Source organism: Tistrella mobilis, from assembly GCF_041468085.1.
Taxonomy (GTDB): Bacteria; Pseudomonadota; Alphaproteobacteria; order Tistrellales; family Tistrellaceae; genus Tistrella; species Tistrella mobilis_A.
In genome coordinates, this window is sequence record NZ_CP121015.1 from 16,291 (window position 1) to 39,457 (window position 23,167).

Below are 23,167 nucleotides of genomic sequence, written 5' to 3' on the forward strand. Positions count from 1 at the left end.
AAAGGCCAACCCAACCTATGATTGGGGGGTGCCTTGTCCCCTCAGGCGGCACCTCCCGCCAGCTGCGACGACAGCGAGCTGCGCAGGCGGCTGTTCTGGCGGGCGAATTCCTCGTCGAAGGATCGCCGGCTGCCCACCGGGTCTTCGAACCGGCGCAGCGACGGGGCATAGGGCTGGGCGGCGGCGGTGCTTTCGGGGGTGGAGCCGCCGAGCGTGGCTTCGGGCTGGCCATTGCCGTTGGCGCCGCCGCTGGTGCCGGTCTGGCCCGCACTATTGGCCAGGTCGATACTGCCGGCGGCAATGAAATAGCTGCCGAGCACCATATTCGCGACACCGGTGATCGATGCCCACCACTTCGAGTCGATGCCAAAGAAGGTTTTGGTGGCGGCCGTCGCGGCCGCGGTCACCCGCTCGCCCGTGTTGGCGGCCGAGAAGGCGGCGGTGCCGGTCAGATCGGCGAGGGCGATATCGACGCTGGAGACTTCCGAGAGGCCATAGAGCGTGACGCTCCGCGTTCCCTGATAGGCCTTGTAGGCGCCGCCGATGGCCGAGGCCGCCGAGGTCACCACCGAGGCGACGCCGAAGGCGAGCGAGGCGATGTTGAGATTGCGGATGGTCTCGGACCGGTCCCAGCCATTGGCCTCGTCGACCACGGTCATGATCGCGCTGGTCAGGCCCAGTGTGGCGCTGACGAAGCCCAGCCCCGCCCCCACCATGCCGAGTACGGCGAGCGCGCCGATCGAGGCGCCGCCGGTGGGGATCGCCGCCACCACCAGCACGGCGGCCAGCAGGAAGCCCAGGATGGCGAGGCCCAGATTCCAGCCGCTGCTGAGCAGGCCGCTCGGGTCCGACAGGTTCACCGGGTCGCCGCGGCAATAGCCATAGGCGTTGTAGCCGGCGCCGCCGAACACGGCATAGGGGTCGGGGCTGAGGAAGACCATCAGTTCGGGGCAATAGGCCCGCCGCCCCTGGCCCAGATGGTAGAGCCCGGCCATGGCGTCCAGCCGCTCGCCGTTGAAGGCGACGCGGTTGCGATCGATCAGCGGGGTTGCCGCCGTCACCCCGGCCGGGCCGGCGCCGCCATAGGGGGTGTAGATGATGCCGGCCGTCGCGCCGCCGTCACCCACCGATCCGATGACGCCGCCGGTGGTGTCGAGCAGATTTTCACGCAGCTGCGTGACGCCGTCCCGGGTCAGCACCTGGCCGCGGGTGGCCGCGCCCTCGCGCCGATAGCGCAGGGTATTGCTGCCCTGGCGCTCGGCGATCAGCCCCTCTTCGCCGTAATCCAGATGCAGCGGCGGCGCCCCGGGGGCCGTCTGGGTCACCAGCCGGTTTTCGGCATCATAGACATAGCCGCCCGCGGTGGAGCAGGCGACCAGCCGGCCGAAACCGTCCCAGGTGAAGCGCCGGCCGGCGCCGTCATCGGTCATATTGCCGTCGGCATCATAGGAAAGCCGTCGGGTGCCGGCGGGGTTGGTGGTGCGGATCTCGACCAGTTTCGTGGGGTTGGTGGTGGCGAAGATCCGGTCGGCGCGGTTGCTGCTGCCGTCGGTGAAGCTGGTGGTACAGCTGGTGATGTTGTCCAGCGCATCGAAGGTGAAGCTCTGCGCCGCGATCGCGCGGCCCTGGGGATCCCTCGGATATTCGCTGCCGGTGCACGCATAGCCGGTCAGCCGGCCATAGGCGTCGTAGGTGAACCGCTCGTCGGCGATCGTCGCGCCGTTGCCGGCGGTGGTCAGACGCCGCGACAGATTGCCGTTCTTCAGATAGCTGCGGCTCACCCGGCGCTGCAGCGTGCCGTTCAGCGTGAAATCGCGAGAGGCCTCGCGGCCGTAACCGTCGAAGGCAAGGGTGGTGACCAGGGTGCGGCCGCCTTCGGTGATGGTGGAGGCGAGCGGCCGGCCGTGGCTGTCATAGCTTTGGGTGATGGTGCTGCCGCCGCTGGTGATCTTCACCAGCCGGCCGGCGCTGTCATAGCTGCGGGTCTCGGCATCGCCCACCGGCGCCTCCATCCGGGTCAGCCGGCCGCCGGGCGACCAGGTGAAGCGGGTGATGGTATCGGTGCCGTCGGTGTTCACCGTCTGGCTGGTCGGGAATTCATAGCCGTCATACGACCGGTCGCGCCGGGCGCTGGCGTTGGTGCTGCGGGTCAGCCGGCCGCTGGCGGGGGCATAGGCGTAGTCCGAGCTGCTGCCGTCGTCGAGCGTGATCCGGGTCAGTGCCTTCTGCGCCGGATCATAGGTGTAATGACGCCGGGTACCGGCCGGCGTGGTGCGGCTGGCGGGTTCGGGATTGACGCCGTTATAGGCAAGCGTGGTGACACCGTCGCCCAGGCTTTCGGCGACCAGCCGGCCGACGCCGTCATGGCTGCGGGTGCCGAGCCGGGTGCCGTTCACCGTGACGGTGGCATGAAGTTCAGCGGCGCTGCCCGGGGCATAGCCCAGCGTCACGCTGCGTGCCGCCGTGCCGTCGGCGGGGGTGGTGGTGCTGCCGGTCATCCGGTCGAAGGCGTCGTAGCTGTAGCGGGTGACGTTGCCGTCGACATCGGTCAGGCTGATGCAGCGGCCGAAGCCGTCATAGCCGCGGGTCAGGGTCTGCAGCCGGTTGCCGGCCGTGTCCACCTGCACCACGCCGGCCGGCTTGTCGAAGCCGTTGAAGCTGGTCACCGTGGTGTTCAGCCCCTGTGTGCCCGTGGTCATGGTGTTGGCGACCCGGTCGCGCACCGACAGGGTCACGCTGCCATCGGGATTGGTGGTGGTGACCAGATCGTTCCAGCCGTTATAGCCATAGCGGCTGACGAGCGACAGCTGTGCCGCCCCCGGCGGCTGGTCGAAGGTGGTTTCGCTCGCCTTGCGGCTCAACCGGTCCCAGGTGGTGGTGCTGATCGGCCGTTCGCCCCCCTGCTGGATCTCGACCGAGGCGACGATGCGGCCCATGCCGTCATAGCGGCTGACATAGGTCTTGCCCAGCGCATCCACCGTGCGCAGCTCGGCCGGTGTCGATGCCACCCCGCTCGACCAGGTGGCGAAACGATAGGTGTACTGGCGGCTTGCCGCCGCAGCGGTATCGGGGGCGGTGGTTTCCGACGTCACCCGGCCGGCGGCGTCGTAGGTATAGCGGATGATGGTGCCGGAACTGGCCTGGGCTTCGATCAGCGCATCGACGGCGGGCAGAAGGCGCCGGGACGAGACGGCCTTGGTGCCGTCATGGCCGGTGATGATGCGGGCCTCGGTCAGCTCGGCGCCGGTGGCGGCATACATGAAGTCGGTGGTGGTGGTCCGCCCGTCCAGCACCGTCACCTGCCGCTGGGGCCGGCCATGGATCAGCGGTTGCGCGCTGTTGCCGATCATGGTCCAGGTGATCGTGGCGCCGCCGCTGACGCTGTCGGTCAGCGGCTGGACATAGCTGCCGCTGCCGCCCAGCCGGGTGATCTGCTGATAGGTGGTCGCAACCTCGCGCGCGGTGCCGCCGCCGGCCGGTACGGCACGTTCCACCGCACGGAAGCGCACGAACAGCCCGTTCGGCTCGGGCGGGCAGCGCCCCGGCGTGCCGCCGACCGGATAGTAGTCATAGGCCAGCTGCAGCCCCGACGGTTCGGTTTTCGACAGCAGGTTGCCGTAGTCGTCGGTCGACATCAGCGTGGTCTCGGTCCGCGAGGCGCCATTGGCGCCGAAGGTCGTGACCGTGCTTTTCGCCAGCTGCAGATTGGCCGGCTGGTTGACGAAATTGGTGTTCGGCAGCTCGTTATAGGTGATGTCGGTGGTCTTGGTGACGCCGGCCTGTTCCTGGTGTTCCCGCGTCATCAGATGGAATTTGTTGTAGGTGGTGGTCACCTTGCTCAACACCGCATTGCCGGCATCCGGATCCACCGTGCTCGCCTCGCACCAGTAGCTGTAGACGCCGGGCACCCGGTACAGATTGTCGGTGCCGGCGACGAAGCCGCCCGAGAAAGGATAGCCGGTGAAATTCGTGGTCGTGCTGTAGCGATAGCGGGTCACCATCGCCGGCAACCCCGCCTCCTGGCGGCCGCCGGCGGGCTGGCGCTCCCAGACGGTGACGGCCGGCAGATAGGTGTTGTTGTAATAGGGCAGGCCACGCTCCAGATAGGTCACCAGCTCCAGCCCGCCCATCGGGGTCTCGATGCGGGTGATGCCGCGCATGCCGTTGGCGAATGTCTGGTAACGGTAGCGGCGCACCTGTTCGGGGGCGGCCGCCGCATCGAAGGGCATGGAAATCTCGGTCAGCTGACCGTTGGCGACGGTGAAGGCCACCGCACTCCGCCGGCCGCCGGTGGCCATGGTGGTGACGCGCGAGATGGTGCCCGAGACATAGCTCGCCTCAAGGAACACGGTGCCGGTCTGCTCGCCGGTCACCCGGGTCAGCCAGCCGCCGGTCGAATAGTCCAGCCGCTGGCTTTCGCCGCTCTCCCAGGTCAGCCGGGTGGTGCGATAGGGGCCGGTGCCGGTGGGCCGCGTCAGGGTTTCGGTCACGCCGTCGGCATACATCACCTCCAGCGTGGCGGTCGCCGTGCGCCGGACCTCGACATTCTTCAGCTTCTTGTCCTGGAAGGTCAGCAGCTGGCCCACCGCCGGCAGCGGGTTCGCCTTGTAGCGTTCGCCCGTCGACAGGCTGAGCACCAGATTGGCGATGTCGAAGCTGGTCACGTTCAGCGACCAGCCGATGCCATAGCCGTCATTGCTGGTCTTGGCCATGGAGAAGGTCAGGGTCAGGTCGCGGGTGCCGGTGGCGCCGCCGCCTTCGGGGCGCAGCGTCACCAGCGTCACCACGGCGCTGTACTGGCCGGTGCGCATGTCCACCCGGCCATCCTGATAGGAACTGAAATTGAAGGCGTTGGAATAGATCTGGTCGGTCATGATCGGGCTCCTCCCCCCGCGGCGCGCAACGACCGGAAAGGGCGGGGCAGGCGCGGGACCGGCCCCGCCCGCCGGGTCAGGCGTTGCCCAGCGTCAGCGTGTTGCCGGAATCGCTGTTGTTGGCCTTCAGCGTGAAGCGGCTGACGCAGCCCAGATTGTCGGTGATCGTCCAGTAGAGATAATTGTCGTAGGTGGGCGTGCAGCTGTGGCTGTCGCAGAGATAGCGCGCCGCCCGCATCAGCCCGGCGCCGTTGGCGAGCGGCACCTGGGTGCCGGCATAGCCGCTGTTCGGCAGGTTGCCGATATCACCCAGCGTCAGCGAGGTGACGGTATAGCGGATCGCCATGCCCAGCCGGGTGGAGCTGTCATGGTTGATTGCCGACGCATAATACAGTTTCGACGTCCAATAGCCGGCATTCGAGAAGGACTCGTCATAGATCTTCAGCGACGAGGGCAGCGTCCAGTAATAGACGTCGACGTCGATATAGTCACCCTTCTGCCATTCGGTGTTGTAGGCGTCGTCGCGCCGATAGGCCATCTCACCCACGGTGATCACATAGGGCCGCTGGGGGGCGATGGTGATCTTGGATTCGAACACCGCCCCGCCGCCATCGTCGAAATGGGTGGTGTAGGTCTTGCCGTCGTCCAGGCGGATGCGGGCCATGAACTGGTAGTTCTGCAACGGGTTGACCCGGCTGTCGCAGCGCAGATAGCGCTTCACGACATCGGCCGCCCGCACCTCGGGCATGGCGGTGGCCTCGGCGCGGTAGCTGCTGCCGCGCAGGCCCTGGTCATAGCGGTTGGCGGTGGTGTCGCAGAACCAGCCGACCGGCAGGCCGGCATTGATGTTGGCGGAATATTCCACCACCGTCACGCTGTTGGTCTCGGACGAACTCAGCGGCGTGGGGACGCCATTGACCAGCTTCTGCACGTTGACGGCCACCACCACCTGCTGATTGCCGTTGGCATAAAGCGCGCTGGTATAGCTTTCGTTACCGCCGATGATGTTGATGGTGAACAGGCTCAGGGACATGCTCATCGGGTGATCTCCTCAGAGCAGCTTGGAGACGAGGGTGAAGCCGATGAACGGATCGGCCAGTTCCTCATGCACGCGCAGATCGTAGCGGTCGGCCAGATCCTCGGGCAGCGGATGGAAGATCGCCAGCAGCATGGCCCGGGTCTCGGGCGTGGTCAGGAAGAAATACTGGTTGGCATGGGGCGCCGAGCGGTAATAGGTCAGCACGGCGCGCCGGATGGCGGCGGAAAACCGCTCGTGGTTCGACGGCCCTTCCGTGGCCGACAGGCGGCAGAGATTGCGCAGGTTCTGCCCGCCATCGGCCAGCGAGATGCGGATCACGCGGTGATCCAGCTTGGGCACGAAACTGCCGCCGCGATTGGTGGCGTAGAGGATGTTCTCGAAGGCGTCGACCTGGGTCAGAAAGGCCGGCGTCTCGAATTCCATCAGATAGCGCTGGCCGTCGAAGACGACCGGCACGGCTTCCAGATTGCGCGACAGCGCGTGGATCCCGCCGACCCACGTCGCACCATGGGCCCTGGCGAACAGATCGTCCGCCAGGCCCGTCCTCATCAGTCGCATCAGTCTCGGCTCCCCTCCGGGTGCGACCATCCATCGGCACGAGCAGGGGCGCGTGCCGGCAGCGGCCCGCCACGGGGTGGCGGGCCCGACATGTCGCTGATTGACGTCTTTGGTTGCATAAGAGGAGCCGCGGTCGCCTCAGTGGACAGGCTAGGCAAATCCCGCACGGCCGTAAATTGAAATATGAGGTTGTTTATAAACTTATTTTAGCGAAATCGGGCCGGTTGTGTGCTCTGCGCCAAACGTTTCTCCAGGCGGAACGTGTTGCATTCTGCAGCTATGCTGCCGGTGCGCCGAAGCGCAGCCCGTCGACCAGCAGGCCCAGCATGCGCTGGACATGCGCGGCGCCGTCCGGGCCCTCTGCGGCGGCAAGATTGCCGATCGCGCACAGAAGATCCCAGGCGGCGACATCGCCGCGGATCGCACCCGCCGCCGCCGCCCTTTCCAGCAGGGTGGTCAGCGCCGGCTCGAAGCGGCTGCGGAAATGGTCGGGCAGGGTGTCGAAGGCGGGGTCGCCCGACCGGAGCGCCACGGCCAGGCCCTTCTTGGTGTTGAGGAACGCGGCATAGCGCCGAAGCCACAGGGCCAGCGCCTCGCCCGGCGGATGGGCGGCAGCCAGGCCTGTGGCCTCGGCTGCGCAGCCGTCGACCTCGCGCCGGAAGACGGCCGCCACCAGATCGGCGCGCTTGGGGAAGCGGCGATAGAGCGTGCCGACGCCGACCCCCGCCCGCGCTGCGATCTCGCGCGCCGGCGCATCGACGCCCGCCGCGGCGAAGACCGCCTTTGCCGCCTCCAGCAGGGCATCTTCGCTGCGCTGCGCATCGGCGCGCAACCGCCGGCCGCTGCCGGTCTCTGCCGTCTCATCCCCGTTCAAACACCTGCCTCCACCAGCGGAACCGGCCCAGGGGCACAGCTTGCCGCTTGATAAACGGAACGCGGTTCCGTATATCTCGATCACAGACGGAACGTGGTTCCGTTTAAGCGGATCACCCTGCCTCTTCCTGTTCTACAGGCGGCGCCGCTGTCCCGCCACGTGCAACCTCACCTCTCCGCTGACCGAAGGTGTCCTGTCATGACCGATCTGATCCGGGCGGCCCGGCATCTGCCGGCGCGCGCGCCCGTGGCCACCCTGTCGGTGGCGCCGCTTCACATCCGGGTTCCCGGCCGGCCGCGGCCGCTGGCGCTGCGCGTCACCCTGCCGGTGCCCACCCTGCCGGTACTGGAAGGGGGGAGCGATCCTCTGCCGGTGGTGCTGCTGTCTCACGGCCATGGGCCGTCGCTCTATCTGTCGTCGCTGGACGGTTATGCGCCGCTGGCGGGCTTCCTCGCCGGGCAGGGTTTCGCGGTGATCCAGCCCACCCATGCCAGCTCACGCGCGGGCGGGCTCGGCGCCGATGCGCCGGGCGCGCCGCTGTTCTGGCGGATGCGGGTGGCCGAGATGACGGCGATCCTCGACCGGCTGGACGAGATTGCGGCCATGATCCCCGGCGCGCCCCCCATCCCCGGCGCTCCCCCACGGCTGGACCGGGACCGTATCGCCGCCATCGGCCATTCCATGGGCGGCCAGACCGTCGGCATGCTGCTGGGGGCGCGCCTGACCGACCCGACCGACCCGGCGGCGCAGGATGTCGGCCTGATCGAGCCGCGGATCCGCGCCGGTGTTCTGCTTGCCGCCCCCGGCCGTGGCGGCGACGCGTTGAGCGCCCATGCCGCCGCCGCCTGGCCGGCGCTGAACCCCGATTTCAGCCACATGACCACGCCCTCGCTGGTGGTCTGCGGCGACCGCGACGACAACCCGCATCTGACCACCATGGGCCCCGCCTGGCATGCCGACCCCTTCCATCTCAGCCCCGGCGCCCGCGCCCTGCTGACGCTGGCCGGCGCCGGCCACGGCCTGGGCGGCATCGCAGGCTATGATGCGAAGGAAACCGACGACGAAGACCCCGACCGCCTGGAAGCCACCCGCCGCCTGACGGCGGCCTGGCTGCGCTCCACCCTCGACCCCACCGACCCGGTATGGGAGCAGGCGGTGGCGGCGCTCCGCGCGCATGCGCCGGGGTTGGGGTGGGTGGAGGGGCGGTGAGGGCTGCACCGAAATGTCGCGCGGCGGAAAAATATTCTTCTGATATGCTTCTTTATGTCGCCGCGATCCGGAGCCTGCCCCATGGACGACGTGACCATCGCCCGCGCCCTTCACGTTCTGGCGGTCCTGCACTGGATCGGCGGATTATGGCTGGTGACCCTGGTGCTGCTGCCGGCGGTGGGGCGGATGGCGGAGCCGGCCCGGCGGCTGGAGGTGTTCGAGGCGATCGAGGGGCGGTTTTCGGGCCAGGCGCGGGTGTCGGTGGTGCTGGCCGGGCTGTCGGGGTTCTGGATGACCTGGCGGATGGATGCCTGGTGGCGCTTCGCCGAGCCCGGCTATTGGTGGATGCATGCCATGGTGGCGCTTTGGGCGGTGTTTGCGGTGATCCTGCTGATCGCCGAGCCGCTGGTGCTGCATGCCTGGTTCCACCGTGCCGCCGCCAGCCGGCCCGAGGCGGTGTACCGGCTGGTGCTGCGCGCCCATCGGCTGCTGGCGGCGGTGGCCGCGGTGACGGTGGCGGGCGCCGTGGCCGGCGCCCATGGCATGCTGTTCTGATCGGCGCGGGGGCGCCGGTCAATCCATCTCGATCACCAGCTTGCCGAAGGGCCCGCGGTCGAGATGGGCGAAGGCCTCGCGGATGGCGTCGGGCCGATAGCGCCGGGCGATGACCGGCTTGAGACCCAGCATGTCGACCGCGCGCACGAAATCTTCCAGGGCCCGCCGGTGGCCGACCGCGATGCCCTGGATCACCGGGGCCTTGGTCAGCAGCGGTTTGACATTGGCCGAGATTTCGGCGCCGTCGAGCACGCCGATCACCGAGATCCGCCCGCCCGGTGCGATGGCACGAAGCGAGGTGCCGAGACCGGCGCCGCCCGCCACTTCCAGCAGGTGGTCGACGCCGCGGCCGCCGGTTGCCGCCACCGCCGCCTCCGCCCAGTCGCCGGCGGTGCGATCGATGCCGTGATCGGCGCCGAGGGCGCGCGCCTGCGCCAGCTTGTCGGCCGAACCCGAGGTGACCAGCACCCGTGCGCCATGCGCCCGCGCGATCTGCAACCCGAACAGCGCCACCCCGCCGGTGCCCTGGACCAGCACGGTGTCGCCGGCGCGGATCCGGCCGTATTCGACCAGCGCCATCCAGGCGGTCAGCCCCGCCACGGGCAGGGTGGCGGCACCGGCATCGTCGAGCGTGGACGGCGCCGCCACCAGCCAGGCCTCGGGCAGCACGGCATGGGTGGCGAGCAGGCCGGGCATCGTGCCGGCCAGCGTGTCGAGCGGCAGCGGCCAGGCCGTGCCGGGCCTGCGGCCGTCGATCCAGTCGGGGATGAACTGGGCGATCACCCGGTCGCCGGTCTTGAAGCGCGAGACGCCGGCGCCGGTGGCCAGCACCCGCCCGGCCATGTCGGATGCGGGGGAGACGGGCAGCCTGAGCGGCAGGCCCATGCCGGTTTCCACCACCATCTTGTCGCGATAATTCAGCGCCACCGCGCCGATCTTCACCAGCACCTCGCCCGGGCCGGGGGCGGGGACGGGCAGGGTTTCGGGCTGGAGGGTGGCGATGTCGTGGGCGCTGACCGTCCAGCGGGTCATGGTGCCGGTCGTCATATCGGCCATGGGGCTGTCTCCATTGCGGGGAGGGGGGAGCCGGCAGGCTAGCCTGGAATTCCGGTCGCCAGTTGCGCCGATATGTCCGAAGATTGGCGCCATGACGGCAACAAAGAGGCTGGGCATGACAGACCGGTTGAGCGGCATCGGCGTGTTCGTGGAGGCGGCGGAGGCGGGCAGTTTCTCGGCGGCGGCCGAGCGGCTGGCCCTGTCGCGTTCGGCGGTGGCCAAGACGGTGGGCCGGCTGGAGGCCCGGCTGGGCGTGCGGCTGTTCCACCGCACCACCCGCGCCCAGGCGCTGACTGAAGACGGCCAGGCCTTCCTGGAGCATTGCCTGCGGGGGCTGGCCGAAATCCGCGCCGGAGAGGCGATGCTCGATCGCGGCCGGCGTGCGGTTTCGGGGCGTCTCAGGGTGTCGCTGCCGGTGCTGTTCGGCCGGCGCTGCGTCGCCCCGATCCTGACCGGGCTTGCCCGCGAGCATCCGGGGCTGGAGCTGGACCTGCATTTCACCGACCGGCTGGTCGATCTGGTCGAGGACGGCATCGATCTTGCCATCCGCAACGGCCCGCTGGAGGATGCGTCGGGGCTGATGGCGCGGCTGGTCGCCCGCCAGCGGATGACGATCGTGGCCTCGCCCGACTATCTGGCCCGGCGCGGCACGCCGGCCGATCTGGCGGCGCTGGCCGATCACGACTGCCTGGTCTATCTGCGCGGCGGCCGGGTGCGCGGCTGGCTGTTTCCGCAGCCCGACGGCAGCGATGCGGTGATCCGCCCGGCCGCGCGGCTGCGTTTCGACGATCTGGAGGCGCTGGCCGATGCGGCGGCGGCGGGGCTTGGCCTGACCTGGCTGCCCTGCTGGCTGGTCCGCGACCGGGTGCGCGCCGGCACGCTGGCCGAAGTGCTGACCGACCGGCCGGCGACCGTGTTCACCAGCCATGCGATCTGGCCGCGCAGCCCCCATACCGACCTGAAGCTGCGGCTGGCCGTCGACCGTCTGGCCGCGCAGCTGCCGGGTGCGGCGGAGCTGTAACGGCGCGGCGAAATGCCGTGCGCCCGGTCTGCACAGGCGACAGCCGTACCGCTTGCGGGTACCATCCGCCGCCTGGCCCGCCGGGCGGCGGGGGAAGCTGAAGAGAGGGGCGGATGCGCGACGACGTCCGGGAGTTCAAGCGGGCGCTGATCCTGAAGGCGGCGGCGGAGCTGTTCTTCACCCAGGGCTATGCCCGCACCAGGCTGGACGATCTGGCGGTGCGGCTGCAGATGTCCAAGGCCTCGATCTACGATCATTTCTCGGGCAAGGCCGAGATCCTGTCGACGATCTGCGAAGCCTCGGTCGAGGCGTCGTTGAACGTGGTCCGGCGGGTGGCGGGTGCCGGGCTGGACCCGGTGGCGCAGATCGGCGCGGTGGCCCATGGCTTCACCGGGGTGGTGATCGACAACCATCAGCAGATCGCCATCCATGCCCGCGAATTCGCCCATCTGCCCGAGGCGGGGCAGGAGCGGATCATCGCCACCCAGCGCGCCTTCGATGCGCTGCTGGTCGAGATGCTGGAGGCCGGCCGCGCGGCCGGCCGGCTGACGGTGGCCGACCCCCGGGTGACCGCGCTCGCACTCGCCGGCATGATCATCTGGGTCCATAACTGGTACCGCCCCGACGGCCGGCTGACCCGCGCACGCATTGCCGAAGGCATGGTCCGCAACGCGCTCGCCATGGTCGGCGCCGAGGCCGAGGCCGGGGCGGTGCTGGAACGGCTACGCTTTTCCGGCCTGGTCTGAGGGTGGGGAGCCGTCCGGCGCAGCCGGCGGCGGGGCCGGCCAGGCCGCGGCTGCGGCCCTGAGCGTCACCAGCCGGGCGCGCAGCCCGTCGAGACGGGCGACGGCATCGGCGATCGAGGTGGTGGCCAGGCAGTCCAGATCATCGTCGATCGCGGCCATGGTCTCGGCCGCGGCGGCCGCGGTGGCCGTATCGCCACGGACAAGTGCCGCCTGCCGCAGCTCGAATGCCTCCAGGCGTTGCCGTTTCAGATCGCGTTCGATGGTGGCTGCATCGGTCATGGCCCTGTGTCCCTCTCCCCGGAGTTCGGGCACCCGTCAACGTGTGCGGGTGGCCCTGACGGTTTCGGCCAGCACCCGCAATCCGTTGGCCTGATCGGCCAGTTCGGTGAAGCGGATGGCCGGGCCGTCGGCGGTGGCGGCGGCCACCGCCGCATCCATGGCGCGCGCCGTGCCGTCGAGCAGCAGCACCCAGCCGGCGAGCAGGCGCCGGTCCTGCTCCAGCGCCGTCTCCTGGTCGGGGGTGAGGCCCGAGGCCGTCTGGGCGCTGGTGTCGGGAGCGACGCGGGATCGTTCGAACACCCGGAACATGGCCGGTGTCGCCCCGCGCAGACCGGTCAGGATATCCTTCATGACCGGGTGCGCCGCCGCCAGTTCGGCCCGGAAGCGGTTGCGGGCATCGGCCGCGACAAGGCTGCCGAAGATCGGTTCGGCGATGCCGATCGCCCCGGCCAGGGCATCCTTGGTGGCCGGTGCGGCGACAGTACCGGCGGGGCCGAAGCCTGCGGTCAGGATGCCGCCCGCGGTGACCAGATCGCGCAGGATCCCGGCCGCGCGGCCGGCGAGCGCGTCGGCGGCTTCGCCATTGGCCAGCCCCAGAAGCGCGGCGTTGTAGCCGCCAAGGGCGGAGAGCGTGGCGCGCAACCCGGCAGTATAGGGGCCGTCGACGCCGTCCACATAATAGGCGGCCTTGTCGGGATCGAAGGGCTCGATGATGCCGGGCGTCCGGGTCTGGCGCAGGATCAGCCGCCGCTCGGCGATGGCGAAGGCATCGAGCACGGCATCGCCCTGGCGCTGCTGGGCGGCATAGGCTTCGGAATAGGCGGCGAATTCTGCAACCCCGCGCGTGCCGCCGCAGGCGGCCAGCAGGAGCAGCAACGGTAACAGGACGAGGATGGAACGCTGCCGGGCCATTCTGGCCTCCTTTCTGGCCGGATGACCATCAGTATACGCGAAAATGCCAGCATATGTTCACGCATTCGCATAAAAACCCCCGCCCGCGGCGATGCCGGGGGCGGGGTGGGATGCGATGGCGGGTTGGGGGCGGTTCAGCGGCCGGTGAAGGCCGGGGCGCGCTTTTCCACGAAATGGCTGACACCCTCGCGGAAATCCTCGCTTTCGAAGCTCTCCACCATCAGCCGGTTGGCCTCGTCCCAGGCGGTGGACAGGTTCTGGAACATCGCCCGGTAGACCTGGCCCTTCATCACGCCGATCGAGCGCGGCGAAGAGGTGGTGACCAGTTCGCGGGCATAGGTCTTCACGGCATCCAGGAAGCCTTCGGCCGGCAGGCTGCGCACCAGGCCCAGGCGCTCGGCCTCGTCCGTGCCGACCAGCCGGCCCGAGAACAGCAGTTCCAGCGCGTTCATGTTGCCGATCAGCCGCGGCAGCATCCAGGAACTGCCGTGTTCGGCGATCAGCCCGCGGCGGGCGAAGGCGGTGGTGAGCTTCGCACCCTCGGCCATGAAGCGCAGATCGGTGAACAGCACCATGCACAGGCCGATACCGGCGACCGGGCCGTTGATCGCCGCGATCACCGGGGTCTTCAGCTTCAGCATATAGCTGAATTTCTGGTCGAAATTATCGTCCGACACCGCCTCGGCCGCGTGCGGCTCCCGCGTGCCCTGGGTTTCCGCTGCGCCTGAAAGCAGGCCCATATCGGCGCCGGCGCAGAAGCCGCGCCCGGCGCCGGTGACGATGATCGCGCGCACCGCCTCGTCGGCCTCGGCGCGGAGCATGGCGTCGTGCATCTCGTCTTCCATCGCCTGGGTCCAGGCGTTGAGGCGATCCGGGCGGTTGAGGGTGATGACCGCAAGCGGTCCGTCGACCTCGTAGAGGATGTCGGTATAAGCCTGGGCATTCATCTGGGGGAGAACCTTCTTGAGACGGGTTCCGTGGCCGTTCATGCCCGGATCGAACAATGTTCACCAGATCATCTGATCGGGCGAGCCAAATAGATCAGGGCATGGGAACAGCGTTTGGAACGGGATTTGATCTGGCGGCGCCGAGTTTTTTCTTGGCAGGATCGTCTGCAACGGTTCTCGAAGTCTACGGGAGTGGCCGGGGCGGTCAAGCCTCTGCCTGCGGGTGCAGGCGGATGGTCGTTACCGTCGCGGCATCGACCGCAGCCCGGCTGTAGGGCATGGGCAGGGTGGCGGCCCGCGCCCAGCCTTCGGCATGGTCGGCCAGATGGGGGCTGGCCGGATCGCCCGACTGGCCGGGGCCGTTGATGAAGCGCGCCGCATCCCAATTGCCGACATCGATCACCATGCGGAACGACGCGCCGATCACCAGCCGCCCGTCTGCGGGGCGATAGGTGGTGTTCATCACCGTCATGCCCGACCCGCCCACCGGCAGCGGGCCGATCTCCGGGAAGCCCTGCATGCCCGCCTCGACCAGCGGGTGGACGAAGAGCGCATGGTGGAACCGCCCCCAATCCCAGCCGGCCGGATCGGCGCCGAAGCGGCGGCGGCAGTCGGCGACGGCCTGGCCCAGCGTCGGCAGCAGACAGGCGCGGGCGGCCGGGTCGGTGTCCAGCCGGTCGAGCAGGGTTTCGGCATCGCCCGGCTCCAGCATCCGGCGCAGCACCGGATCATCGGTCATGCGGTCGAGCAGCGCCGGGCGCAGATGATGCGTCCACCAGATCTCGAACAGCGCCGCCGCCGGTGTGTTCAGCCGCAGATGATGGTCCCAGCCGGCGAGCAGGGCCAGGCCGTCCTGAACCTCGCCGGCGGCTGCGGTGTCGGGCGCCGGCAGATGGCCGCAGACCCGTGCGGCCGGGATTGAGAACACATCGCCCTGCAACGCTTCGGCGGCGGCCGGATCGTGCGGCGGGCCATCGGCCAGCACCGCCTTGATCCGGTCGGCGCGGAAGGGTTCCAGCCATTCGAAGCCGAAACCCCGGTTGCGCAACGGCCCGTCCGGCAGGTTCATCTCGTTGGCGGTGGCGATGAAGCCGCGGGGCGGGTCGATCTCGCGCGGCAGGCCGGCCGGGTCGTGGAAGCCGGTCCAGTCGTATCGCCCGTCGCCCGGCACCGGCAGCAGCCCGTCCGAGGCCGGGCGCCGCGGCAGTTTTGCGCCCACGATCCAGGCGATCCGCCCGTCGATATCGGCATAGACATGGTTGGTGGAGGGCACCGACCAGTGGCCGAGGGCGGCGGCATAGGCTTCCGGTGACCGCGCCCGCATGCAGCCGAGCCCGGCCAGATAGGGGGCTGCCCCGGGTTCCGACCAGACGGTGCGCACCGCAAAGGCGCGGCGGCGGTCCGTATCGCGGAAGATGACCGGGCCATGGACGGTGAAGTGCAGCGCCAGTTTCTGCGCCGGGCAGCCCTTCACCGGGATGCTCTCTTCCACCACCGTCATCGGCACATAACCGTCGCCGTGGCGGTAGAGCAGCGGGTCCTGCGCGGCCGTCTCGCAGACGAACAGATCCTCCTGATCGGCGGGGAAGATGGTCAGCGCGAAGGCGGCATGGCCGTTATGGCCCAGCGAGATGCCGGGAATGGCGGGCTCGCCCGCACCGATCACGTCGAGGCCGGGGGCGGTGAGGTGGACCGCATAGCGCAACGACGGCAGGGCGTAATGGCGATGCGGGTCGCTGGCGAGCAGGGCGCGGCCGGTGGCCGTGCGCCCCGGCGCCACCACCCAGTTGTTGGAGCCTTCGGCCGCCGCCATCGCCGCCATCACCCGCCCCTCGGCATCGACGCGGGACCAGCGTGGCGCGTCGTTGAGGCCGGCGGCGAGCCGGGCGGGCTCGAAACTGACCGGGGCGGTGGCGAGCAGGAAATCATCCAGCACCCGGGCGCCGATATCCTCGGGGTCGAGGCCGTCGGGCACCCGGATCTCGTGCGCGGGCGCGATCGAGCGGCGGACGAGGTCCAGCGCCAGCGCCGCGGCGTCGTCTGCGTCCCGGCCCTGCTCACGGGCCAGGGCACGGGCACGCCCCAGAAGGCGGGCGCGCATCACTTCCGATGTCAGATTGCGCACCAGGGCATGGCTGCGGATGCGGACCACATCCTCGGGCGCCCAGCGCGCCGGCCGGGTGCCCATGGCGTGGAATTCGGGCGCGAGCAGCCCGGGATCGGCCTCGGTCAGCGCGATCCAGGCATTGATGCCGCGGGTGAAGGCGGCAACGATCCCCTCCAGCCCCGGCACCCCATAGGCCGCCCATTCCGCCGCCATGTCGCCACGATAGAGAAACAGCCGCGCGGCGCGGTCCTGCGCCAGATAGCCCGGCCCGAAATCGGCCGAGAGCAGCCCCAGCCCGCGCTTGCGCCAGAGATCGATCTGCCACAGCCGGTCGCGGGCGGCGTTGAACCCCTGCAGCAGAAACAGATCCGCCTCCGACCCCGCCCGCAGATGGGCCAGCCCGTGGCCATCGATCCGGATCTCGGCAGGGCCGTCGAGACCGGCCAGGATGATATCGTCGGGCATGCGATCGGCGGCCATGGGGCGAAGGATCCTCGCAGTCGGGTGGGGGAAGAAGGCGGGTGACGGGAAGGCGAGTGACGGGACAGGGGCGCATGAAGCGGGGGGTGGCGTCAACTGGTCGCCATCAATTAAGAATGAGACGCATTGTCATAGTCCATCCCGCCCGCTAGACTGGCGTCAGCCAGCCGCCAGTTTCATTCACCGCAGATCACCGATCAGGGGGGCGGGGAGGGGTGGCGACGCGCGCGCTCTCGATATCCAGGCTGTATGGACATGAACGCGATCGTCTGCGGGCGATCGCGCGGCGGATCCTGGGCGATCCGGTCACGGCCGAGGATCTGGTGCAGCAGGCCTTCGTCAACCTGCTGGGTCGCAGCGCCCATGCCGATCCGCCGCCGGTGAGCCAGGCCTATATCACCGCGGCGGTGCGCCATCTGACCCTCAATCATCTGCGCAATACGAAACGCCGGGGCGAGGTGGCGCTGGACGATGTGGCGCTGGCCGCGATCCCGGCGCCGGTCGCGAGCCCCGAGGATACCGTCATCCACCGGGCGGAGCTGCGGCGGCTGCTGAAGGCGATCGAGGCCCTGCCCCGGCGGCGGCGGCAGGTCTTCGTGCTGAGCCGGCTGGCGGGGTTGAGCTATATGGAGATTGCAGAGCGCATGGGCATCTCGCGCAACACGGTGATCTCGCAGATCGCCTCGGCCATGGTCGATCTCGACCGGGCGCTCGGCTGATGGCGGCCGCCATGGAGGGCGATGATCGGGCCGAGGCGATGCGCTGGTTCCTGGTGCTGAACGAGGAACCGGTGAGTGCCGCCGATCGCGCCGCCTTCGCCCGCTGGCTGGCCGGCGGGGAGGGCCGGGTGGCCGCCTATGCCCGGGCGGAAGAATTATGGGACCGTTACGGCGCGGTGAAACCGGCCTGGCAGCGGATGCAGGCCCGCCGTCGGGTCAACCGTCGGGCGGTGCTGACCGGCGGCGCGGCCCTGATCGCCGGCGCCGCCACATCGCAGCTGCTGGCCCCCGGCCGGCTGCTGGCCGACGAGACCACCGGCACCGGCGAGCGGCGCAGCCTGACGCTGGCCGATGGCAGCCGGGTGGAACTCGGCGGCCGGTCGGCACTCTCCACCCGTTTCGACGCCAGCCATCGCCTGGTCATGCTGGAGGATGGCGAGGCCTGGTTTCATCCCGCGGCCGATCCGCGGCCGTTCATGCTGCGCACCGGCCAGGGCCTGATCATCGCCGGAAGCGACCCCTTCGACGTGAAATGCCGGAACGGCCTGACCATCGCCGCCGCCCTCGACGGCCCCCTGCGGCTGCGCCCGGCCCGCGGCGCACCGGCCGATCTGGCGGCGGGGCACCGACTGGCTTTCGACATCCGTGCCGCCGGGGACCCCCATCCCTGCCGGGCGGCGGAGGTGCTGGCCTGGCGCCGCGACCGGATCGTGTTCGAAGACGAAAGCCTGGCCGCGGTGGTGGAGGATCTGGAGCGTTACCGCCCGGGCCGGATCGTGCTTGCCGGCGCAGGGGTGGCGGATCTGAAGGTGACCGCCGTCTTCGACCTGACCCGGCCGGAGCGTGCGCTCGACATTCTGGCCGAGACGCTGGCGCTCAGGATCCGCCGCCTGGCCGGGCTCGCCCTGGTCACCCGGGCGGGCTGAAAAAAAGCGCGCTCCCGCAAAAAAAAGCACAGGCCGGATCATAACCCCCCGCGTCCCGGGTGTCTGGATCATGAGGGCCGCCCGATGGCGGCCGATCATGGGACATGACCGACAGGGAAGGACGGCCGGGAATGCCGGATCATATGACGAGACGGTACCATATGGCGGGGCGTGGGGCGGTGACGCTGGTGTTCCTGATGACCGGCGCCGTGCTGCCGCTGGCGCCGGCACCGGTCGCCGCGCAGGTGTCGGCGGTGCGCGACTATGCGATTGCCGCCCAGCCGCTGGCTGCGGCGCTGGTCCGCTTCTCGGAAACCAGCGGCCGGCAGGTGGTGGCCGATGGCGAACTGCTGCGCGGCCGCACCACCGGCGGCGTCACCGGCAGCTATGCCGATGATGCCGCCCTGGTCCGGCTGCTGGCCGGCACGGGTCTCACCTGGCGGTTCAGCGGCGAGGCGGTGATCATCCAGGCGGCGCCCGAGAGCAGTGAGGCGCGGCAGCTGCAGCCATTGGTGGTAACCAGCGCCGTTCCCGCATCCGACAAGCCCTATGAGACCGCGGCGCCGGTGGCGCATATCGGGGGCGACACCATCCAGCGCTTCCGGGGCAGCAGCCCTGCCGACATCTTCCGCGGCGTGCCGGGCGTGATGTCGGGCGAGGCGCGCAACGGCGCCGGGTCGATCGACGTCAACATCCGCGGCATGCAGGGCATGGGCCGGGTGGCGACCACCATCGACGGGGCCGAGAATGTGGTCACCGTCTATCAGGGGTATCAGGGCGTCTCGAACCGCACCTTCGTCGATCCGGATCTGCTGGCAGAGGTGGACATCACCAAGGGCTCCGACGTCTCGTCGTTCGGAACCGCCGGCACGGTCGCCATGCGCACGCTGTCGGCCGCGGATATCGTGGATGAGGGGGAGGAATTCGGCGTCCGGCTGAAGGGCGGGTTCGGCACGAACACCTCCTCGCCCAAGGCGGGTGATACATCGGGCTATGCCTGGCCGTCGAATTCGCCGGCGGCCCCCACCGCCAGCCCGACGGGGCTGGACCGTCCGGGCTGGGCGGAGCCGACCAGCGGCTCGGGCAGCGCGGTTGCCGCCTATCGCGATGCCGATATCGACCTGCTTGCGGCCTATGCCTATCGCAAACAGGGCAATTATCATGCGGGCAGCCATGGGGCGGCCGCCACCGTCACCAATCTGGGGCCCGGCGAATACTGCACCAGCTGGGGCAGTTGCAGCCAGGTCGACGACCGTTACGAGAATGGCGGCATCGCCAATTACCGCGCCGGCGAAGAGGTGCTGAACACCGAGCTTGAGACCACCTCGTGGCTGGGCAAGGCGGGGCTGCGCTTCAGCGACGGCCATGCCGTGCAGCTGGGCTATACCAAATTCCGCAGCGAGGCCGGCGACCGCATCGCCTCGCGGCTGACCGGTGAGACTTCGCAGGCGGTCCAGCTGGGCCAGACCGCCGGCACCTGGCTGGATACCGGCACCGTCAATTATCGCTGGAAGCCCGAGGGCGAGCCGCTGGTCGATCTGAAGGCCAATCTCTACTGGTCGCATCTGGAACTGCGCAACCCCCTCCGCACCGGCTGGCGGCCACCCCAGCCGGGGGATTTCCGCGCCGGCTCCGACACCGATATGTGGGGGGCGGAGATCACCAATGTCAGCCGGGTGGCGACCGGCTTCGGCGACACCACCTTCACCTATGGCGTGTCCTATCGCGGCGAGGATACCGGGCCGAGCGACGGCACCCGCGAGGCGGAAACCTGGCTGGACTATCGCGATGCAAAACGCGAGGAGGCGGCCGGGTTCGTCAAGGCCGCGTGGGAGGCAACCGACTGGCTGACGGTGAATGGCGGCCTGCGCTATATGCATTTCCGGACCCGGGATCGCAACGACCCCTATCTCGAACGCGGCTATGACTATGACGCCCGCTTCAGCGATGGCGGCTTCAGCCCCTCGCTCGGCGTGACCGTGGAGCCCGTGGACGGCACTCAGTTCTATGTGAATTATTCGAATGTGATGCGGGCGCCGAGCCTGATCGAATCGGCCTCGGCCTTCACCATGGGTGTCAATCCCGACGTCACGCCGGAACGGTCGCGGAACTGGGAGCTGGGCGTCAATCAGCACCTGCGCGGCGTGCTGGACCCGGCCGACGATGCCATGGTCAAGCTCAGCTACTTCAACTGGGACGTGACCGACTACATCGCCCGCGAGTGGTATTATAATACCCAGCACAACTACTGGAGCATGCATATCTACAATATGGACCGGGCGAAATTCGAAGGCCTCGAACTCTCCGGCCGCTATCGCCAGGCCGGGTTCACCGCGGAGTTTTCGGCAAATTATTATCTGAACGTCGAATTCTGCCGCACGGCCGACAGCTGCGTCGACACGTCGCTTTATGGCGACTATTCCACCAACCATGTGCCGCCGGAGTATTCGGCCGATCTCACCCTCTCGCAGCTGCTGTTCGACGACATGCTGACGCTGGGCGGACGCGTGTCGCATATCGGCCCGCGGGCCATCGGCCATGGCGATCCCACGGCCCAGGGCGCGTCGCAGTTCATTTCTCAGGTGAACTGGAAGCCCTATACCCTGGTCGACCTGTTCGCGGATGTGGAGATCAACGAGAACCTGACCACCAGCCTGTCGGTGATGAACCTCACCGACCGCTATTACGTCGACCCGCTGGGGCTGGTGAACCAGCCGGGGCCGGGCCGGACGCTTTACATGTCGGCGACCGTGAAGTTCTGACAGGCAAGGCGGAAGGCAGGAGGCGGCTCTTGGGGCCGGCGCCGATCCGGTGCATGATGGGCCGATCCGCCTTCAACGCACCCGACCGACCGCCGGCCCCTGCGCACCGATGCCGAAACCCGCCACCGACGCCGAAACCTTCCGCTGCCTGTTGCGCCGTCCGGTGGACGATCCGGCGGTGCAGGCGCTGATCCGCGTCGCCCCGGAAGGGCTGGAGCGGGTGGACTGGACCGGCGTCGTCCGGTTGCAGCGCCACGGGGTGGCGGTGATGTTCAAGACCGCCCCCTGGGTCACGGGCGACGACGGCGAGACGCTGCATGTCGAGGCGATCCATTTTTATGGCCCCGGCCATGAAGGATCGCCCGGCTTTGCCGGCAGCCTTCCGGCCGGGCTCGCCTTCGGGGCCGAGGAAGCGGCGATCCGCGCCGGCCTGGGGGAGATCCGCAACCAGGGCGGCGGCATCTTCAGCCGCACACTGCGTCGCACCCTGCCGCGCTGGATCTCGTTCGATTTCGGACCGGATATCCTGCACCTCCAGTTCAGCGGCGCGGGCGGGCTGGAACTGGTGACGATCTATGTGCCGCTGCCGGGCGTGTGACCGGCCCGCGAACCCCAAGCCCCGGTAAAACCCCCGGGAGGTTCGCGCGGATCGCCTTTTTGCGGATCGCCTTTTTTCCGGCATCGGAGTCAGGGTATTCAAGAGGGGGTGGGTCGCACCCTTGCCGGCGCCACCATGAGGCGGATGTGGTTCAGGCTGTCCCGGTCCTCGACATCGGCGGCAGACAGTTGCATGCGCGGGTATCTGTGGACAAGCCGATGGCGTGATCGTTCTGGCACCATCCTTCCTGGTGTTTTGCCGTCGCCTTCATCGCGCTGACCGCACGACTTCGCCCTGGTGCGGACCGGCAGCCGGCCGAGTGGGCGGCGCGGTCCGCGGCGCCGGGCCGGATCGTCATCGACAATGCGAAGAAGATCCTGATCGCCCTGCCGCTCTGCAATGATCTCCACGACTGGTTCGGGGGCGAGATCGCCGAGGACGAAGTCGTCCTCGGCATCCATGCGTTTCAGTCTGCGCAGCCGCATTGGTCGCGGCGGCGGCTGCAACGGCCGGGCGATCTCTGACGACTTCGCGGCGCCCTCCGATCCCGGCTTCCGGTCATGGCCGGACCGGGCTATGCTGGGGCATTCCATCAGCGACAAGGCCAGCTGACGACATGTGGATGATGTGGGGCACCCGTCGAATTAGCTGCCCGGCCTGACCGTTCAGGCCGGGACAATCGCGTGCGCCATTCTGTCAGCCATCCGCCGTCGGCCGTTTTGCGGGGCATCTCTCGCGGGGGCCGGGGCCGTGTCCGGAGTTTTCCGACCCATGTCGTCCATACCAGTCCTGCATCTGCTCTCGGGCAAGATCGCGGCCGGCAAATCCACGCTTGCCGCCCGCCTTGCCGCTGCCCCCGCCACCGTGCTGGTCGCCGAAGACGCCTGGCTTGCCCGGCTCTACGGCCCTGAAATGGCCAGCGTCGCCGATTATGTGCGCTATTCCGCCCGGCTGCGTGCGGCGATGGGGCCGCATGTCACCGACCTGCTCCGCGCCGGCCTGTCGGTGGTGCTGGATTTTCCGGCCAACACGCTTGCCAATCGGGCCTGGATGCGCGGGATCTTCGAGGCCGCCGGTGCCGACCATCGCCTGCATCTGATCGACCTGCCCGATGAGATCTGCCGGGCCCGGCTGCGGCAGCGCAATGCCGCAGGCGGCCACGATTTCGCCGCCACCGATGCCCAGTTCGATCAGATCACCGCCCATTTTGTCCCCCCGGCAGCTGAGGAGGGGTTCCGGGTGGTGGTGCATGCGGGGCGGCCCGGCTTTGAAACCGGTCGTCGCGACGACGTCTGGCTCTGACGGAAAACCGCCGCGACCTGCAGGCCGCGGCGGTGACCAATCGTCGGAAGTCGCGGGCGGGGCAGCCGTTACGGCTGCTGTTCGGCCGCATCCTCGCGCATTTCGAACCACATCGCGTTCAGCACGGCGAAGGCGCAGGCGAGCGGCAGGCCGAGCAGCCAGGCGAAGTACCACATGGGGTTGTCTCCTTCGTGATGCTTGCG

At 69.0% G+C, this 23,167-nt stretch carries 20 protein-coding genes; 9 read left to right on the forward strand and 11 right to left on the reverse strand.

The window, feature by feature from the left end; translation table 11 throughout:
* Nucleotides 1–41: 41 nt before the first annotated feature.
* The 4 genes from P7L68_RS03130 to P7L68_RS03145 all read right to left on the reverse strand — a co-directional run bounded on the left by P7L68_RS03130 (nucleotide 42) and on the right by P7L68_RS03145 (nucleotide 7,345).
* Entirely contained in the window at nucleotides 42–4,874 is a 4,833-nt protein-coding gene (locus P7L68_RS03130; protein WP_371999658.1) for an RHS repeat-associated core domain-containing protein, read from the reverse strand.
* A gap of 76 nt (nucleotides 4,875–4,950) precedes the next feature.
* On the reverse strand, nucleotides 4,951–5,913 hold the full coding sequence (locus tag P7L68_RS03135) for a hypothetical protein (RefSeq protein ID WP_371999660.1): 963 nt from the start codon (nucleotides 5,911–5,913) through the stop codon (nucleotides 4,951–4,953).
* Between the two features lie 12 nt (nucleotides 5,914–5,925).
* Nucleotides 5,926–6,471 carry a hypothetical protein gene (locus P7L68_RS03140; RefSeq protein ID WP_371999662.1) on the reverse strand — a complete coding sequence of 182 codons (546 nt, stop codon included), beginning with the start codon at nucleotides 6,469–6,471 and terminating at the stop codon, nucleotides 5,926–5,928.
* Between the two features lie 277 nt (nucleotides 6,472–6,748).
* On the reverse strand, nucleotides 6,749–7,345 hold the full coding sequence (locus tag P7L68_RS03145) for a TetR/AcrR family transcriptional regulator (protein WP_371999664.1): 597 nt from the start codon (nucleotides 7,343–7,345) through the stop codon (nucleotides 6,749–6,751).
* Between the two features lie 198 nt (nucleotides 7,346–7,543).
* Here P7L68_RS03145 and P7L68_RS03150 point away from each other — a divergent pair, with 198 nt between their 5' ends.
* Together P7L68_RS03150 and P7L68_RS03155 are read left to right on the forward strand one after the other, a co-directional pair.
* Nucleotides 7,544–8,554 (forward strand): alpha/beta hydrolase family protein, encoded by a 1,011-nt coding sequence (locus tag P7L68_RS03150; RefSeq protein ID WP_371999666.1) that lies wholly within the window; start codon nucleotides 7,544–7,546, stop codon nucleotides 8,552–8,554.
* Nucleotides 8,555–8,635: 81 nt separating this feature from the next.
* Nucleotides 8,636–9,109, forward strand: a complete 474-nt coding sequence (locus P7L68_RS03155) for a hypothetical protein (protein ID WP_371999667.1) — start codon at nucleotides 8,636–8,638, stop codon at nucleotides 9,107–9,109.
* Between the two features lie 18 nt (nucleotides 9,110–9,127).
* Here the strand turns inward: P7L68_RS03155 and P7L68_RS03160 are convergent, their stop codons facing one another.
* Nucleotides 9,128–10,156, reverse strand: a complete 1,029-nt coding sequence (locus P7L68_RS03160) for an NAD(P)-dependent alcohol dehydrogenase (protein ID WP_371999989.1) — start codon at nucleotides 10,154–10,156, stop codon at nucleotides 9,128–9,130.
* Between the two features lie 124 nt (nucleotides 10,157–10,280).
* Here P7L68_RS03160 and P7L68_RS03165 point away from each other — a divergent pair, with 124 nt between their 5' ends.
* Together P7L68_RS03165 and P7L68_RS03170 are read left to right on the forward strand one after the other, a co-directional pair.
* Nucleotides 10,281–11,186 (forward strand): LysR family transcriptional regulator, encoded by a 906-nt coding sequence (locus P7L68_RS03165; RefSeq protein WP_371999990.1) that lies wholly within the window; start codon nucleotides 10,281–10,283, stop codon nucleotides 11,184–11,186.
* Nucleotides 11,187–11,299: 113 nt separating this feature from the next.
* Nucleotides 11,300–11,932, forward strand: coding sequence for a TetR/AcrR family transcriptional regulator (locus tag P7L68_RS03170; protein ID WP_371999669.1), 633 nt, complete (start codon nucleotides 11,300–11,302; stop codon nucleotides 11,930–11,932).
* On the opposite strand, the gene P7L68_RS03175 is transcribed toward P7L68_RS03170, so the two are convergent.
* The 4 genes from P7L68_RS03175 to P7L68_RS03190 all read right to left on the reverse strand — a co-directional run bounded on the left by P7L68_RS03175 (nucleotide 11,909) and on the right by P7L68_RS03190 (nucleotide 16,657).
* A complete protein-coding gene (locus tag P7L68_RS03175) occupies nucleotides 11,909–12,211 on the reverse strand; it encodes a hypothetical protein (RefSeq protein ID WP_371999671.1) in 303 nt (100 codons plus the stop codon). The two genes, P7L68_RS03170 and P7L68_RS03175, sit on opposite strands and share 24 nt — an antisense overlap.
* Before the next feature lie 36 nt (nucleotides 12,212–12,247).
* Nucleotides 12,248–13,123, reverse strand: coding sequence for a hypothetical protein (locus tag P7L68_RS03180; protein WP_371999673.1), 876 nt, complete (start codon nucleotides 13,121–13,123; stop codon nucleotides 12,248–12,250).
* Between the two features lie 134 nt (nucleotides 13,124–13,257).
* Complete coding sequence (locus P7L68_RS03185; protein ID WP_371999675.1) at nucleotides 13,258–14,070, reverse strand: enoyl-CoA hydratase-related protein; 813 nt, start codon at nucleotides 14,068–14,070, stop codon at nucleotides 13,258–13,260.
* A 205-nt stretch (nucleotides 14,071–14,275) separates the two neighbouring features.
* Nucleotides 14,276–16,657 carry a penicillin acylase family protein gene (locus tag P7L68_RS03190; protein WP_371999676.1) on the reverse strand — a complete coding sequence of 794 codons (2,382 nt, stop codon included), beginning with the start codon at nucleotides 16,655–16,657 and terminating at the stop codon, nucleotides 14,276–14,278.
* 215 nt (nucleotides 16,658–16,872) lie between these two features.
* Between P7L68_RS03190 and P7L68_RS03195 the strand changes: the two genes are divergently transcribed.
* The 4 genes from P7L68_RS03195 to P7L68_RS03210 all read left to right on the forward strand — a co-directional run bounded on the left by P7L68_RS03195 (nucleotide 16,873) and on the right by P7L68_RS03210 (nucleotide 21,662).
* On the forward strand, nucleotides 16,873–17,376 hold the full coding sequence (locus P7L68_RS03195) for an RNA polymerase sigma factor (protein WP_371999679.1): 504 nt from the start codon (nucleotides 16,873–16,875) through the stop codon (nucleotides 17,374–17,376).
* Nucleotides 17,376–18,302: a FecR domain-containing protein gene (locus tag P7L68_RS03200; RefSeq protein WP_371999681.1), complete on the forward strand. Its 927-nt coding sequence runs from the start codon at nucleotides 17,376–17,378 to the stop codon at nucleotides 18,300–18,302. The genes P7L68_RS03195 and P7L68_RS03200 overlap by 1 nt, the downstream gene beginning before the upstream one ends.
* Nucleotides 18,303–18,445: 143 nt before the next feature.
* A complete protein-coding gene (locus P7L68_RS03205; protein WP_371999683.1) occupies nucleotides 18,446–21,064 on the forward strand; it encodes a TonB-dependent receptor domain-containing protein in 2,619 nt (872 codons plus the stop codon).
* 109 nt (nucleotides 21,065–21,173) lie between these two features.
* The gene (locus tag P7L68_RS03210) at nucleotides 21,174–21,662 is read left to right on the forward strand and encodes a hypothetical protein (protein ID WP_371999685.1); all 489 of its coding nucleotides are present in this window, start codon (nucleotides 21,174–21,176) and stop codon (nucleotides 21,660–21,662) included.
* 98 nt (nucleotides 21,663–21,760) lie between these two features.
* On the opposite strand, the gene P7L68_RS03215 is transcribed toward P7L68_RS03210, so the two are convergent.
* Entirely contained in the window at nucleotides 21,761–22,123 is a 363-nt protein-coding gene (locus P7L68_RS03215; protein WP_371999687.1) for a hypothetical protein, read from the reverse strand.
* Between the two features lie 310 nt (nucleotides 22,124–22,433).
* Here P7L68_RS03215 and P7L68_RS03220 point away from each other — a divergent pair, with 310 nt between their 5' ends.
* Nucleotides 22,434–22,964 carry an AAA family ATPase gene (locus P7L68_RS03220; protein WP_371999689.1) on the forward strand — a complete coding sequence of 177 codons (531 nt, stop codon included), beginning with the start codon at nucleotides 22,434–22,436 and terminating at the stop codon, nucleotides 22,962–22,964.
* Between the two features lie 68 nt (nucleotides 22,965–23,032).
* On the opposite strand, the gene cydX is transcribed toward P7L68_RS03220, so the two are convergent.
* Nucleotides 23,033–23,140: a cytochrome bd-I oxidase subunit CydX gene (gene cydX / locus P7L68_RS03225; RefSeq protein ID WP_371999690.1), complete on the reverse strand. Its 108-nt coding sequence runs from the start codon at nucleotides 23,138–23,140 to the stop codon at nucleotides 23,033–23,035.
* Between the last annotated feature and the right edge of the window lie 27 nt (nucleotides 23,141–23,167).

Bases quoted from the DNA above. Each gene is read 5' to 3' on its own strand.
- P7L68_RS03175 (WP_371999671.1), bottom strand. From the start codon at position 12,211: ATGACCGATGCAGCCACCATCGAACGCGATCTGAAACGGCAACGCCTG.
- P7L68_RS03165 (WP_371999990.1), top strand. From the start codon at position 10,281: ATGACAGACCGGTTGAGCGGCATCGGCGTGTTCGTGGAGGCGGCGGAG.
- P7L68_RS03150 (WP_371999666.1), top strand. From the start codon at position 7,544: ATGACCGATCTGATCCGGGCGGCCCGGCATCTGCCGGCGCGCGCGCCC.
- cydX (WP_371999690.1), bottom strand. From the start codon at position 23,140: ATGTGGTACTTCGCCTGGCTGCTCGGCCTGCCGCTCGCCTGCGCCTTC.
- P7L68_RS03180 (WP_371999673.1), bottom strand. From the start codon at position 13,123: ATGGCCCGGCAGCGTTCCATCCTCGTCCTGTTACCGTTGCTGCTCCTG.
- P7L68_RS03170 (WP_371999669.1), top strand. From the start codon at position 11,300: ATGCGCGACGACGTCCGGGAGTTCAAGCGGGCGCTGATCCTGAAGGCG.
- P7L68_RS03215 (WP_371999687.1), bottom strand. From the start codon at position 22,123: ATGGATGCCGAGGACGACTTCGTCCTCGGCGATCTCGCCCCCGAACCA.
- P7L68_RS03155 (WP_371999667.1), top strand. From the start codon at position 8,636: ATGGACGACGTGACCATCGCCCGCGCCCTTCACGTTCTGGCGGTCCTG.
- P7L68_RS03190 (WP_371999676.1), bottom strand. From the start codon at position 16,657: ATGGCCGCCGATCGCATGCCCGACGATATCATCCTGGCCGGTCTCGAC.
- P7L68_RS03130 (WP_371999658.1), bottom strand. From the start codon at position 4,874: ATGACCGACCAGATCTATTCCAACGCCTTCAATTTCAGTTCCTATCAG.
- P7L68_RS03210 (WP_371999685.1), top strand. From the start codon at position 21,174: ATGCCGAAACCCGCCACCGACGCCGAAACCTTCCGCTGCCTGTTGCGC.
- P7L68_RS03205 (WP_371999683.1), top strand. From the start codon at position 18,446: ATGACGAGACGGTACCATATGGCGGGGCGTGGGGCGGTGACGCTGGTG.
- P7L68_RS03160 (WP_371999989.1), bottom strand. From the start codon at position 10,156: ATGACGACCGGCACCATGACCCGCTGGACGGTCAGCGCCCACGACATC.
- P7L68_RS03185 (WP_371999675.1), bottom strand. From the start codon at position 14,070: ATGAATGCCCAGGCTTATACCGACATCCTCTACGAGGTCGACGGACCG.
- P7L68_RS03135 (WP_371999660.1), bottom strand. From the start codon at position 5,913: ATGAGCATGTCCCTGAGCCTGTTCACCATCAACATCATCGGCGGTAAC.
- P7L68_RS03220 (WP_371999689.1), top strand. From the start codon at position 22,434: ATGTCGTCCATACCAGTCCTGCATCTGCTCTCGGGCAAGATCGCGGCC.
- P7L68_RS03200 (WP_371999681.1), top strand. From the start codon at position 17,376: ATGGCGGCCGCCATGGAGGGCGATGATCGGGCCGAGGCGATGCGCTGG.
- P7L68_RS03140 (WP_371999662.1), bottom strand. From the start codon at position 6,471: ATGCGACTGATGAGGACGGGCCTGGCGGACGATCTGTTCGCCAGGGCC.